Genomic DNA, 13,410 nt, shown 5'->3' with positions numbered 1-13,410 from the left:
CACCACCACCCCGCCAACGAATTCGTGAGGCACTCGTGAACTGGGACGACGAGTCCGCTTACCCCGCACCCTCCGCACCCGCCGCATCCGCAGCATCCGCAGCATCCTCGGCAGGCGACCGCCTCGTCGCCACCGACGCCGACGGCGAGGACAGGGCCGTCGAGGCCGCGCTGCGCCCCAAGGACCTCGGCGAGTTCGTCGGCCAGGAGCGCGTGCGCCAGCAGCTCGACCTCGTCCTGAAGGCCGCCCGCGCCCGCGGCGCCACCGCCGACCACGTCCTGCTCTCCGGCGCCCCCGGCCTCGGCAAGACCACCCTCTCGATGATCATCGCGGCCGAGATGGGCGCCCCGATCCGCATCACCTCCGGCCCCGCCATCCAGCACGCCGGCGACCTCGCCGCCATCCTCTCCTCGCTCACCGAGGGCGAGGTGCTCTTCCTCGACGAGATCCACCGCATGTCCCGGCCCGCCGAGGAGATGCTCTACATGGCCATGGAGGACTTCCGCGTCGACGTCATCGTCGGCAAGGGCCCCGGCGCCACCGCCATCCCCCTGGAGCTGCCGCCCTTCACCCTGGTCGGCGCCACCACCCGGGCCGGCCTGCTGCCGCCCCCGCTGCGCGACCGCTTCGGCTTCACCGGGCACATGGAGTTCTACGCCCCCGCCGAGCTCCAGCGCGTCGTCCACCGCTCGGCCCGGCTGCTGGACGTGGAGATAGAGGAGGAAGGCGCGGGCGAGATCGCCGGCCGCTCCCGCGGCACCCCCCGCATCGCCAACCGCCTGCTGCGCCGGGTGCGCGACTACGCCCAGGTCAAGGCCGACGGAGTGATCACCCGGGAGATCGCCGAGCAGGCCCTGGAGGTGTACGAGGTCGACGCCCGGGGCCTGGACCGGCTGGACCGCGCGGTCCTGACGGCGCTGCTCACGCTGTTCGGCGGCGGCCCCGTCGGGCTGTCCACGCTCGCCGTCGCCGTGGGCGAGGAGCGCGAGACGGTCGAGGAGGTCGCCGAGCCGTTCCTGGTGCGGGAGGGGCTGCTGGCCCGTACGCCCAGGGGCCGGATCGCCACCCCGGCGGCGTGGGCCCACCTCGGGCTCACCCCGCCCCAGCACCAGGCGGGCGGCAAGGCGCAGCAGGGCCTCTTCGGGCAGTGACCGGCGCGTGGGCTGGTCGGCTCAGGAACCACGGTGCCATGCTGGGCGTTGTTCCATAGGTGCGGACTCGCTTAGACTCCGCCGATGCCGTCCGTATTTGTGCGGCATACCACCCCCGTAGACCAGGCCGCGCCCCAGCGGTCGTGTGAAGGAAACCCCGTCCCGTGAATATCGTGACTCTCCTGCCGTTCATCGTGCTTATCGGGGCCATGTTCCTGATGACCCGGTCGGCCAAGAACAAGCAGCGCCAGGCCATGCAGATGCGCGACCAGATGCAGCCGGGTACCGGTGTCCGGACGATCGGCGGCATGTACGCCACCGTCAAGGAGATCAACGAGGACACGGTCCTCCTGGAGGTCGCCCCGGGCGTGCACGCGATCTACGCGAAGAACGCCATCGGTGCCGTCCTGGAGGACGCCGAGTACAACCGCATCGTCCACGGCCTGGAGCCGGAGGAGACGCCGGTCGTGCCCGACGACGCCTCGTCGCTGACCGGAACCGACGCCGACGCTCCGGCCGAGAAGAAGATCGACCTCGGCAAGGACACCGCCGCGGCCGCCGAAGACAAGGACGCCACGTCCGACACGTCCGGCGATGTGACCGACGCGGAGAAGAAGGACGCCAAGCGGGACGGCGACACCGACGCGAAGTAGCCCCTTTCCGGAACCGCGGAGCACCCACCGAGCGGTGAGCCGCGGTTCCGTTACGGTCTAGGCTCCGGCGGGGGGGCAGGTCCCCACAACACTTCGTGGCCGTCCGGCGAACACCCGACGCCGGATGGTTGGACAGGGAGAAACGACAAGGTGGCAGCACCGAAGAAGGGCCGCAGGTCCCCGGGCGGCCAGGGCAGGCCGGGCCGAGTCCTGGCCCTGATCCTGATCGCCATGGCGGCGCTCACCGGGGGGATGTTCGCCTCCGGGCACACCACGCCCAGGCTGGGCATCGACCTGGCGGGTGGCACCAGCTTCACGCTGGAGGCCAAGAACCAGCCCGGCAGGCCCAATGCGATCAACCCCACCAACATGAACACGGCGGTCGGCATCATCGACCGTCGTGTCAACGGTCTCGGTGTGACCGAGGCCGAGGTGCAGACGCAGGGCGACAAGCACATCATCGTGAACATCCCCAAGGGGACGAACGCGAAGCAGGCCCGCCAGCAGGTCGGTACCACCGCCCAGCTCGCCTTCCGGCCCGTCCTGACGGGGGCCCCCGGTGTGAAGACCCCGGAGCCCGCGCCCAGCGCCTCCGGTGACAAGGCCGACAAGGCCGACAAGGGCAAGCAGGACGACAAGAGCAAGCAGGACGACAAGAACAAGGCGTCCGGCTCGCCCTCGCCGTCGGCCAGTGCCAGCACCCAGGGCCGGCCCGTGACCGACGCCCTGAAGGCCGACAAGGCCGACGCGACGCCCAGCGCCGCCGCCTCGTCCGACAAGGACACGAAGCAGGACGGCAAGAAGGCGCCCACGCCCACGCCGGCCCCGGCCGGGGACATGGCGGCCCTGCAGAAGAAGCTCGACGCGCTGGACTGCTCCACCAAGGAGAGCCGTGCCAACGCCAACGAGGCCGCTGCCGCCGCCAAGCCGAGCGACCCCGTCGTCGCGTGCCGCAAGGACGGCCAGGTCAAGGAGATCCTCGGCCCGGTGGCCGTGGAGGGCACCGGCGTCACCGACGCCGATGCCGTCTTCGACACCCAGGGCGGCAAGGGCTGGATCGTCCAGCTGAAGTTCAACTCGTCCGGCGCGAAGAAGTTCGCCGACGTCACCGGCCAGCTGGCCACCAAGCCCGCCCCGCAGAACCAGTTCGCGATCGTCCTCGACGGCGAGGTCGTCTCCGACCCCTCCGTCTCCACCTCGATCGGCGGCGGCCAGGCGGAGATCTCCGGCGGCTTCACCCAGCAGAGCGCCACGGACCTGGCCAACGTGCTGTCCTACGGTGCCCTGCCGCTCTCCTTCGACGTGGTCACCGAGACCACCGTGACCGCCGCGCTCGGCGGTGAGCAGCTGCGGGCCGGCCTGATCGCCGGTGCCATCGGCCTCGCCCTCGTCATCGTCTACCTGGTGGCGTACTACCGCGGCCTCGCGCTCGTCGCCCTCGCCAGCCTCGCGGTCTCCGCGGTCCTCACCTACACGATCATGGTCCTGCTCGGCCCGGCCATCGGCTTCGCGCTGAACCTGCCGGCCGTCTGCGGTGCCATCGTGGCGATCGGCATCACCGCCGACTCCTTCATCGTGTACTTCGAGCGCATCCGCGACGAGATCCGCGAGGGCCGCAGCCTGCGCCCGTCGGTCGAGCGCGGCTGGCCGCGTGCCCGGCGCACGATCCTCGTCTCCGACTTCGTCTCCTTCCTCGCCGCCGCGGTGCTCTTCGTCGTCACCGTCGGCAAGGTGCAGGGCTTCGCCTTCACCCTCGGTCTGACCACGCTGCTCGACGTCGTCGTGGTCTTCTTCTTCACCAAGCCGCTCATGACGCTTCTCGCCCGCCGCCCGTTCTTCGCCAACGGCCACCCCTGGTCCGGTCTGGACCCCACGCGGCTCGGCGTCAAGCCGCCGCTGCGGGCCTCCCGCCGCCGCCCCTCCGCCCCCGTCGACCCGAAGGAGGCGTGAGATGTCGCGACTCGGCACCCTCGGCGCCCGGCTCTACCGCGGTGAGGTCGGCTACGACTTCGTCGGCAAGCGGAAGATCTGGTACGGCATCTCGATCCTGATCACCATCACGGCCATCGTCGGCCTGGCGGTGCGTGGTCTGAACATGGGCATCGAGTTCTCCGGCGGCGCGGTCTTCACCACGCCCAAGACCTCGGTCTCCGCCACCCAGGCCCGGGAGACGGCGGAGGAGGCCTCCGGCCACACCGCCGTCGTCCAGAAGCTCGGCGACCGCACGCTGCGCGTCCAGGTCAGCGACCTGACCCCCGAGCAGTCGCGCAAGACCCAGGAAGCGCTGGCCAAGAAGCTCGACGTCTCCCTGGACAAGGTCAACACCGACATCGTCGGCCCCAGCTGGGGTGACCAGATCGCCAACAAGGCCTGGACGGGTCTGGGGATCTTCATGATCCTCGTGGTGATCTATCTGGCGATCGCCTTCGAGTGGCGCATGGCGCTCGCCGCCCTGATCGCGCTGATCCACGACCTCACCATCACCGTCGGCGTGTACGCGCTGGTCGGCTTCGAGGTCACGCCGGGCACGGTGATCGGTCTGCTGACCATCCTCGGTTACTCCCTCTACGACACCGTCGTCGTCTTCGACGGTCTGAAGGAGGGCGCGAAGGACATCACCAAGCAGACCCGCTTCACCTACAGCGAGATCGCCAACCGCAGCCTCAACAGCACCCTGGTGCGCTCGATCAACACCACGGTCGTCGCGCTGCTGCCGGTCGCCGGCCTGCTGTTCATCGGCGGTGGCTTCCTCGGCGCGGGCATGCTCAACGACATCTCCCTCGCCCTCTTCGTCGGTCTCGCGGCCGGCGCCTACTCCTCGATCTTCATCGCCACCCCGCTGGTCGCCGACCTCAAGGAGCGCGACCCGCAGATGAAGGCCCTGGCCAAGCGGGTGCGCGCCCGGCGCGCGGCCGACGCCGCCAAGGGCGAGGCCACCGGGGCCCAGGACTCCGCGGCCGAGGACGACGTGCAGGACGCCGCGGGCGTGGTCGGCCAGCGCGGCGAGGACGCCAGCGGCAACCGCGGTGGCCGCGGCCGGCCCTCGGGCAAGCGCCGATGACCGCCGCACGCGCCCAGAGCGCCGACCCGAAGCTGCGGGAGCTGCTGCTCAGCCGCATCCACGACGTGCCGGACTACCCGAAGCCGGGCGTGATGTTCAAGGACATCACCCCCCTGCTCGCCGACGCCGAGGCATTCCGCGCGCTCACCGACGCCCTCGCGGGCCTGTGCGAGCGCTACGGCGCCACCAAGGTCGTCGGCCTGGAGGCGCGGGGCTTCATCCTGGCCGCCCCGGTCGCCGTCCGCGCCGGGCTCGGCTTCGTGCCCGTACGCAAGGCCGGCAAGCTCCCCGGCGCCACCCTGGCGCAGTCCTACGAGCTCGAGTACGGGACCGCCGCGATCGAGATGCACGCCGACGCCCTGGACAGCGGCGACCGGGTGCTCGTCATCGACGACGTGCTGGCCACCGGAGGCACCGCCGAGGCGTCGCTGCAGCTCATCCGGCGCGCAGGCGCCGAGGTGGCAGGCGTCGCCGTCCTGATGGAGCTGGGCTTCCTGCCCGGCCGCGAGCGGCTGGAGGGCGCCCTGGACGGCGCGCCTCTGGAGGCGCTGATCACGGTCTGAGGCACGACGCGACCACATGACGGGCACCGGGGAAGCTCCCGGTGCCCGTCAGGCGTTGTGGGAGATGTGACGCCCGTGGTGCCGCCGGGCGCGCGGCCGTCCGGTGGCCGGGATCGATACCATGGGCAGTCCGGACCTGAACGGGGGGCCGGAACGCATGAGGAGTGCTCTTGCCAGACGAGGTCCAGCCGCTCACCGCCGCTCAACAGGACAAGCCGTCTCCCGAGGCCGCGGCGGCCACGGGCACGCCCACGGGCCGCCCGGGCAACGCCCCCGAGCCCGCCCCCGGCGGCCGGAGCGAGCACAGGAGCGGCGACGGACCGCCGCCCCGCACGGCCGCGGCACAGCCCCCCGCCTCCACCGCTCCCGCCCGCCCCACGCCCCCGCCCGGCGCCACGTCCCGCCCCGGCTCCTCCAGCCGCGTCCGGGCCCGCCTCGCCCGCCTGGGCGTACAGCGCTCCAGCCCGTACAACCCGGTGCTCGAGCCGCTGCTGCGCATCGTGCGCGGGAACGACCCCAAGGCCGACGCCACGACGCTGCGCCAGATCGAGCGGGCCTACCAGGTCGCCGAGCGCTGGCACCGCGGCCAGAAGCGCAAGAGCGGCGACCCGTACATCACCCACCCGCTGGCCGTCACCACGATCCTCGCCGAGCTCGGCATGGATCCGGCCACCTTGATGGCGGGCCTGCTGCACGACACCGTCGAGGACACCGAGTACGGCCTGGACGACCTGCGCCGCGACTTCGGCGACCAGGTCGCCCTCCTCGTCGACGGCGTCACCAAGCTCGACCGGGTGCAGTTCGGTGAGGCCGCGCAGGCCGAGACGGTCCGCAAGATGGTCGTGGCCATGGCCAAGGACCCGCGGGTGCTGGTCATCAAGCTCGCCGACCGGCTGCACAACATGCGCACCATGCGCTACCTCAAGCGGGAGAAGCAGGAGAAGAAGGCCCGCGAGACCCTGGAGATCTACGCCCCGCTGGCGCACCGGCTGGGCATGAACACCATCAAGTGGGAGCTGGAGGACCTCGCCTTCGCGATCCTCTACCCCAAGATGTACGACGAGATCGTCCGCCTCGTCGCCGAGCGGGCCCCCAAGCGCGACGAGTACCTGGCCATCGTCACCGACGAGGTCCAGGCCGACCTGCGCGCCGCCCGCATCAAGGCCACCGTCACCGGCCGCCCGAAGCACTACTACAGCGTCTACCAGAAGATGATCGTGCGGGGCCGTGACTTCGCCGAGATCTACGACCTGGTGGGCATCCGCGTCCTCGTCGACACCGTCCGCGACTGCTACGCGGCGCTCGGCACCGTCCACGCCCGGTGGAACCCGGTCCCGGGGCGGTTCAAGGACTACATCGCGATGCCGAAGTTCAACATGTACCAGTCGCTGCACACGACGGTCATAGGGCCCAGCGGCAAGCCCGTCGAGCTGCAGATCCGCACCTTCGACATGCACCGCCGCGCCGAGTACGGCATCGCCGCGCACTGGAAGTACAAGCAGGAGGCCGTCGCGGGAGCCTCCAAGATCCGCACCGACGTGCCCAGGAACGCCGGCAAGGGCCAGGACACCGTCAACGACATGGCCTGGCTGCGGCAGCTGCTGGACTGGCAGAAGGAGACCGAGGACCCGGGCGAGTTCCTGGAGTCCCTGCGCTTCGACCTCTCGCGCAACGAGGTCTTCGTCTTCACCCCCAAGGGCGATGTCATAGCGCTCCCCGCGGGCGCCACCCCCGTCGACTTCGCGTACGCGGTGCACACCGAGGTCGGCCACCGCACGATAGGCGCACGGGTCAACGGGCGGCTCGTGCCGCTGGAGTCGACCCTCGACAACGGCGACCTGGTCGAGGTCTTCACCTCCAAGGCATCCGGCGCCGGCCCCTCCCGGGACTGGCTGGGCTTCGTGAAGTCCCCGCGGGCCCGCAACAAGATCCGCGCCTGGTTCTCCAAGGAGCGCCGCGACGAGGCCATCGAGCAGGGCAAGGACGCCATCGCGCGCGCCATGCGCAAGCAGAACCTGCCGATCCAGCGCATCCTCACCGGCGACTCGCTGGTCACCCTCGCCCACGAGATGCGCTACCCCGACATCTCCTCCCTCTACGCCGCCATCGGCGAGGGCCACGTCGCGGCCCAGGGCGTGGTGCAAAAGCTCGTCCAGGCCCTGGGCGGCGAGGACGCGGCCACCGAGGACATCGAGGAGGCCACACCGATCCGCGGCCGCTCCAAGCGGCGCTCCAGCGCCGACCCGGGTGTGGTCGTCAAGGGCGTCGACGACGTCTGGGTCAAGCTCGCCCGCTGCTGCACCCCCGTGCCGGGCGACCCGATCATCGGCTTCGTCACCCGCGGCAACGGCATCTCGGTGCACCGCGCCGACTGCGTCAACGTCGACTCGCTCTCGCAGCAGCCCGAGCGGATCCTCGACGTCGAGTGGGCGCCCACGCAGTCGTCCGTCTTCCTCGTCGCCATCCAGGTGGAGGCGCTGGACCGGTCCCGGCTGCTGTCGGACGTCACCCGGGTCCTGTCGGACCAGCACGTCAACATCCTCTCGGCCGCCGTGCAGACCTCCCGCGACCGCGTCGCCACCTCGCGCTTCACCTTCGAGATGGGCGACCCCAAGCACCTGGGGCACGTCCTGAAGGCGGTGCGCGGAGTCGAGGGCGTCTACGACGTCTACCGCGTGACGTCGGCCCGCAGGCCGTAAGCAGACAGGGCAGACATGAGTAAGGGGCTCCGGCGATAGCCGGAGCCCCTTACATCGTGTGCGGAAATCGGAAACTAGCCGCCGAACTCCTCCAGGCCCTTCAGAGCCTGGTCCAGCAGCGCCTTACGGCCCTCGAGCTCCTTGGCGAGCTTGTCGGCCTTGGCGTCATTGCCCGCCGCCCGGGCCTTGTCGACCTGCTCCTGCAGCTTGTCGACGGCCGACTGCAGCTGACCCGTCAGGCCGGCCGCACGGGCCCGCGCCTCGGGGTTCGTACGCCGCCACTCGGCCTCCTCGGCCTCCTGGATGGCCCGCTCGACCGCGTGCATCCGGCCCTCGATCTTCGGCCGGGCGTCGCGCGGCACGTGGCCGATGGCCTCCCAGCGCTCGTTCACCGACCGGAACGCCGCGCGCGCGGCCTTCAGGTCCGTGATCGGAAGCAGCTTCTCGGCCTCGATGACCAGCTCTTCCTTGAGCGTGAGGTTGCTCTGCTGCTCGGCGTCACGCTCGGCGAACACCTCGCTGCGCGCCTGGAAGAAGACGTCCTGGGCGCCCCGGAAGCGGGTCCACAGCTCGTCCTCCGCCTCGCGCTGCGCGCGCCCGGCGGCCTTCCACTCCGTCATCAGGTCGCGGTAGCGCGCGGCCGTCGGGCCCCAGTCCGTGGACCCGGAGAGCGCCTCGGCCTCGGCGACCAGCTTCTCCTTGGTCTTACGGGCCTCCTCGCGCTGCGCGTCCAGCGAGGCGAAGTGCGCCTTGCGCCGCTTGGAGAACGCCGAGCGGGCGTGCGAGAAGCGGTGCCACAGCTCGTCGTCCGTCTTGCGGTCCAGCCGGGGCAGGCCCTTCCAGGTGTCGACCAGCGAACGCAGCCGCTCACCGGCCGACCGCCACTGCTCGCTCGCCGCCAGCTCCTCGGCCTCGGCGACCAGCGCCTCCTTGGCCGTACGGGCCTCCTCGGACTGCTTGGCCTTGGCCGCCTTGCGCTCCTCGCGACGCGACTCGACCGTGGAGACCAGCTTGTCCAGCCGCTCCCGCAGCGCGGCCAGGTCGCCCACGGCATGGTGCTCGTCGACCTGGGTGCGCAGGTGATCGATCGCGGTCATCGCGTCCTTGGCCGACAGATCGGTGGTCCTGACCCGCCGCTCGAGGAGGCCGATCTCCACGACCAGGCCCTCGTACTTGCGCTCGAAGTAAGCCAGGGCCTCCTCGGGAGACCCCGCCTGCCACGAGCCGACGACCTGCTCTCCGTCGGCGGTACGCACGTACACGGTCCCCGTCTCATCGACGCGGCCCCACGGGTCGCTGCTCACAGCGCCTCCTCCACATGATGCCGGGCCGGTGTGCGGCCCGCGCATCGTCCACAGTTGTTCCGGGCAGGGCCGCGCCCTGGCCGGTCCGACGGCTTGATCATCCGGGTGCTTACAGCCGTCGGAGCTGGCACCCTACACAACGCCAACATAGGCGAACGGCGGCCCGGCTGTCCGTATCCCGCGCGACCGAAATTTCGCCGTCCGGGCGTCAGTTTTTGGTCACGGCCGCCTTGTCGATCACGACGGTCGCGTTGGGGGCGCCGTCGCCGGCCCCCGACTGCTCGCCCGCGCCGGCGATCTTCTTCAGCGTCTTCATGCCCTCGGCGCCGATGGTGCCGAACGGCGTGTACTGCGGCGGCAGCTGGCTGTCCTGGTAGACGAGGAAGAACTGGCTGCCCCCGGTGTGCGGCTGACCGGTGTTGGCCATCGCGATCGTGCCCGCCGGGTAGACGTTCCCCTTGAGCCGGGAGTCCTTGAGGTTCTCGTCCGGCAGCGTGTAGCCGGGGCCGCCCTGGCCGGTGCCCTTGGGGTCGCCGCACTGCAGGACGTAGATCCCGGCGGTGGTCAGCCGGTGGCACTTGCTGTGGTCGAAGAACCCTTCCTTCGCCAGAAACGCGAAGGAGTTGACCGTATGCGGAGCGTTCGCCGCGTCCAGCTTGACGTCGATCGAGCCACACGTGGTTGTGAGGGCCATCGCGTACGACGCCGACTTGTCGTCCTTGTCGACCGTCATCTCCGGCTCGGACTTCCACGTCTTCGTCGAAGGGGAGCCCGGCGCCGGCTTGGCGCACGGGTCCGGCCCCTTCTTCGGGGTGGGGGCGCTGTCCGCGGCGGTGTCGGTCCTGTCCTTGTCGTCGCCGGAGAGCACGCCCGTGGCATACGCGGTCGCGCCCGCGGCCAGCACCACCGCGAGGCCGGCGGCGATCACCGCGTTCCGGCGCCGGGCCTTGCGCTTGGCCGCCTCCCGGCGCTGCTGCTGCCGCTCGAACTTCTCCCGGGCGAGCTGCCGCCGCCGCTGCTCGTTACTGACCACCGGGTCCTCTTCTCCTGCCGTTCGTCGCATGTCATGAGCGGTATATCGCGATTGTGCCCGTACCGTATACGGGTTCGCGGCGGCAGGAGTGCCGCCGGTAGGCTCTGAGGCGGTCGGGTGTCCTCCGCCGGGGGGCTCCCCGCAGGACTCCCGCCGACCGATTGCCGACCGATCTTTAAGGACGAACGTGCTGATTGCCGGGTTCCCCGCCGGGGCCTGGGGGACCAACTGCTACCTGGTCGCCCCCGCCGCAGGCGAGGAGTGCGTGATCATCGACCCGGGCCACGAGGCGGCCCAGGGCGTCGAGGACGCACTGAAGAAGCATCGGCTCAAGCCCGTCGCCGTCGTCCTCACCCACGGCCACATCGACCACGTCGCCTCGGTCGTCCCGGTGTGCGGCGCCCATGACGTCCCGGCCTGGATCCACCCCGCCGACCGCTACATGATGAGCGACCCGGAGAAGGCACTGGGCCGCTCCATCGGTCAGCAGCTCATGGGGCAGCTGACGGTGGGGGAGCCCGACGACGTCAAGGAGCTGTCCGACGGCAGCCGCCTCGACCTCGCGGGGCTGGAGTTCACCGTCGCGCACGCGCCCGGCCATACCAAGGGGTCGGTGACCTTCCGGATGCCCGAGACCGCCGACATTCCGTCGGTGTTCTTCTCGGGCGACCTGTTGTTCGCCGGCTCCATCGGACGCACCGACCTGCCCGGCGGTGACCACGCCGAGATGCTCCAGTCGCTGGCCCGTGTGTGCCTGCCCCTGGACGACTCGACCGTGGTGCTGTCCGGCCACGGCCCCCAGACGACCATCGGCCACGAGCGCGCCGCCAACCCGTACCTGCGGGAAGTGGCCGCCGGCCTTGGAGCCGACACCCCGGCTCCGCGACGAGGAATGTGACGAGTTTCGTGAGCACCTTCAAGGCCCCCAAGGGCACCTACGACCTGACCCCGCCCGACTCCGCGGTCTACCTCGCCGTGCGCGAGGCCATCTCCGCCCCGCTCCAGCGCGCCGGCTACGGCTACATCGAGACCCCCGGCTTCGAGCAGGTCGAGCTGTTCTCCCGCGGCGTCGGCGAGTCCACCGACATCGTGACCAAGGAGATGTACACCCTCACCACGCGTGGCGGCGACCAGCTCGCGCTGCGCCCCGAGGGCACCGCCTCCGTGCTGCGCGCCGCGCTGGAGGCCAATCTCCACAAGGTCGGCAACCTCCCCGTCAAGCTCTGGTACTCCGGCTCCTACTACCGCTACGAGCGCCCGCAGGCCGGCCGCTACCGCCACTTCTCGCAGGTGGGCGCCGAGGCCATCGGCGCGGAGGACCCGGCCCTGGACGCCGAGCTGATCATCCTGGCCGTCGACGCCTACAAGTCGCTGGGCCTGAAGAACTTCCGCCTGCTGCTGAACTCGCTCGGCGACAAGGAGTGCCGCCCCGCCTACCGGGACGCCCTCCAGGGCTTCCTGCGCGGCCTGGACCTCGACGAGGACACCCGCCGCCGCATCGAGATCAACCCGCTGCGCGTCCTGGACGACAAGCGCGAGGCCGTGCAGAAGCAGCTCGTCGGCGCGCCCATGCTCCGCGACCACCTGTGCGAGGCGTGCAAGGAGTACCACGAGCGGGTCCGCGAGCTGCTGACCGCCGCCGGCGTCGCCTTCGTCGACGACGAGAAGCTGGTGCGCGGCCTGGACTACTACACCCGCACCACCTTCGAGTTCGTCCACGACGGCCTCGGCTCGCAGTCCGCGGTGGGCGGCGGCGGCCGCTACGACGGTCTGTCCGAGATGATCGGCGGCCCCGCGCTGCCGTCCGTGGGCTGGGCGCTCGGCGTCGACCGCACGGTGCTGGCCCTGAAGGCGGAGGGCGTCGAGCTCGAACTGCCCGCCGCCACCGAGGTCTTCGCCGTGCCGCTGGGCGAGGAGGCCCGCCGGGTGCTCTTCGGTCTGGTCACCGAGCTGCGCCGGGCCGGCGTCGCGACGGACTTCGCCTTCGGCGGCAAGGGCCTGAAGAACGCCATGAAGTCGGCCAACCGTTCCGGCGCGCGCTTCGCGCTCGTCGCCGGCGAGCGGGATCTGGCCGAGGGCGTGGTCCAGCTCAAGGACCTGGAGAGCGGTGAGCAGAAGGCCGTGGCGTTCGACTCCGTGGTGAGTGAAGTCCTTTCGGCCCAAGGCTGATTGCCGGGCCCTTGGTGCAGAATGGGCGACAACGGCCTACTGATGGGATCGACGGCGCTATGACGACTTCGGCACTCGACCGCTCCGCCACCGACGGCGCGGGGCGGGACGGCCCGGCCACGGGCGCGGTGGGCGCCGGCCGCGGGTTCGCCCTGCTGCTGGTGATCACCGGAGCGATGGGGCTGCTGGCGTCCTGGGTCATCACTCTCGACAAGTTCAAGCTGCTCGAGGACCCGAACTTCGTGCCGGGCTGCAGCCTGAACCCCATCGTCTCCTGCGGCAACATCATGTCGAGCGACCAGGCCAAGGCCTTCGGCTTCCCCAACCCGATGCTGGGCCTGGTCGCCTACGGCATGATCATCGCGATCGGCCTGGCCCTGCTGTCGGGCGCCCGCCTGCCGCGCTGGTACTGGCTCGGGATGGAGGCCGGCTGCCTCTTCGGCGTCGGCTTCGTCACGTGGCTGCAGTACGAGTCGCTGTACGTGATCGGCTCGCTGTGCCTGTGGTGCTGCCTGGCCTGGGTCGCCACCATCGTCATGTTCTGCTACGTGACCGTGCAGAACCTCCGCCACGGCTTCATCCCGGCCCCCGAGGGGCTGAAGAAGACGGTGCTGGAGTTCCACTGGGTGGTGCCGGTGCTGTGGATCGGCATCATCGGGATGCTCATCCTCACCAAGTGGTGGTGGTTCTGGACCGGCGGCACGGCCTGACCGTCCGTACCGCTCGCATGGCTTGATCAACGCCGCCGGACATGGTGTCCGGCGGCGTTGTCAGTGC

Annotated in this window: 11 protein-coding genes; 9 read left to right on the top strand and 2 right to left on the bottom strand. The window is 70.7% G+C overall.

What is annotated here, in order from left to right:
* Nucleotides 1-35: 35 nt before the first annotated feature.
* The 6 genes from ruvB (at nucleotide 36) to ABZ956_RS23230 (ending at nucleotide 8,127) form a co-directional block, all read left to right on the top strand.
* Nucleotides 36-1,151, top strand: coding sequence for a Holliday junction branch migration DNA helicase RuvB (gene ruvB, locus ABZ956_RS23255; protein ID WP_361896864.1), 1,116 nt, complete (start codon nucleotides 36-38; stop codon nucleotides 1,149-1,151).
* A 164-nt stretch (nucleotides 1,152-1,315) separates the two neighbouring features.
* Entirely contained in the window at nucleotides 1,316-1,804 is a 489-nt protein-coding gene (gene yajC, locus ABZ956_RS23250; protein ID WP_361896861.1) for a preprotein translocase subunit YajC, read from the top strand.
* Nucleotides 1,805-1,954: 150 nt separating this feature from the next.
* Nucleotides 1,955-3,754 (top strand): protein translocase subunit SecD, encoded by a 1,800-nt coding sequence (gene secD, locus ABZ956_RS23245; protein WP_361896858.1) that lies wholly within the window; start codon nucleotides 1,955-1,957, stop codon nucleotides 3,752-3,754.
* Nucleotide 3,755: 1 nt separating this feature from the next.
* Nucleotides 3,756-4,865, top strand: coding sequence for a protein translocase subunit SecF (gene secF, locus ABZ956_RS23240; protein WP_361896855.1), 1,110 nt, complete (start codon nucleotides 3,756-3,758; stop codon nucleotides 4,863-4,865).
* Complete coding sequence (locus ABZ956_RS23235; protein ID WP_361896852.1) at nucleotides 4,862-5,428, top strand: adenine phosphoribosyltransferase; 567 nt, start codon at nucleotides 4,862-4,864, stop codon at nucleotides 5,426-5,428. Before secF ends, ABZ956_RS23235 begins: the two co-directional genes overlap by 4 nt.
* Nucleotides 5,429-5,598: 170 nt before the next feature.
* Nucleotides 5,599-8,127 carry a RelA/SpoT family protein gene (locus tag ABZ956_RS23230; protein WP_361896849.1) on the top strand — a complete coding sequence of 843 codons (2,529 nt, stop codon included), beginning with the start codon at nucleotides 5,599-5,601 and terminating at the stop codon, nucleotides 8,125-8,127.
* A 74-nt stretch (nucleotides 8,128-8,201) separates the two neighbouring features.
* On the opposite strand, the gene ABZ956_RS23225 is transcribed toward ABZ956_RS23230, so the two are convergent.
* Nucleotides 8,202-9,431 carry a DUF349 domain-containing protein gene (locus tag ABZ956_RS23225; protein ID WP_361896846.1) on the bottom strand — a complete coding sequence of 410 codons (1,230 nt, stop codon included), beginning with the start codon at nucleotides 9,429-9,431 and terminating at the stop codon, nucleotides 8,202-8,204.
* 208 nt (nucleotides 9,432-9,639) lie between these two features.
* Complete coding sequence (locus tag ABZ956_RS23220) at nucleotides 9,640-10,464, bottom strand: peptidylprolyl isomerase (protein ID WP_361897143.1); 825 nt, start codon at nucleotides 10,462-10,464, stop codon at nucleotides 9,640-9,642.
* 187 nt (nucleotides 10,465-10,651) lie between these two features.
* Here ABZ956_RS23220 and ABZ956_RS23215 point away from each other — a divergent pair, with 187 nt between their 5' ends.
* From ABZ956_RS23215 to ABZ956_RS23205, 3 genes are read left to right on the top strand one after another with little or no spacing between them, the layout of a single operon-like run.
* Nucleotides 10,652-11,362: an MBL fold metallo-hydrolase gene (locus ABZ956_RS23215; RefSeq protein WP_361896843.1), complete on the top strand. Its 711-nt coding sequence runs from the start codon at nucleotides 10,652-10,654 to the stop codon at nucleotides 11,360-11,362.
* 8 nt (nucleotides 11,363-11,370) lie between these two features.
* The gene (gene hisS, locus ABZ956_RS23210) at nucleotides 11,371-12,633 is read left to right on the top strand and encodes a histidine--tRNA ligase (protein ID WP_361896840.1); all 1,263 of its coding nucleotides are present in this window, start codon (nucleotides 11,371-11,373) and stop codon (nucleotides 12,631-12,633) included.
* Between the two features lie 59 nt (nucleotides 12,634-12,692).
* Nucleotides 12,693-13,343 carry a vitamin K epoxide reductase family protein gene (locus ABZ956_RS23205; protein WP_361896837.1) on the top strand — a complete coding sequence of 217 codons (651 nt, stop codon included), beginning with the start codon at nucleotides 12,693-12,695 and terminating at the stop codon, nucleotides 13,341-13,343.
* The last annotated feature ends 67 nt before the right edge of the window (nucleotides 13,344-13,410 follow it).

The organism is Streptomyces sp. NPDC046261 (assembly GCF_040646235.1).
GTDB lineage: Bacteria > Actinomycetota > Actinomycetes > Streptomycetales > Streptomycetaceae > Streptomyces.
The sequence above is the reverse complement of the archived record's forward strand: the minus strand, read 5'-3'. Positions and strand labels throughout refer to the sequence as shown.

Excerpts from the sequence above, each read along its gene's own strand:
- secF (WP_361896855.1), top strand. The coding sequence starts at position 3,756 with ATGTCGCGACTCGGCACCCTCGGCGCCCGGCTCTACCGCGGTGAGGTC.
- ABZ956_RS23235 (WP_361896852.1), top strand. The coding sequence starts at position 4,862 with ATGACCGCCGCACGCGCCCAGAGCGCCGACCCGAAGCTGCGGGAGCTG.
- ABZ956_RS23205 (WP_361896837.1), top strand. The coding sequence starts at position 12,693 with ATGACGACTTCGGCACTCGACCGCTCCGCCACCGACGGCGCGGGGCGG.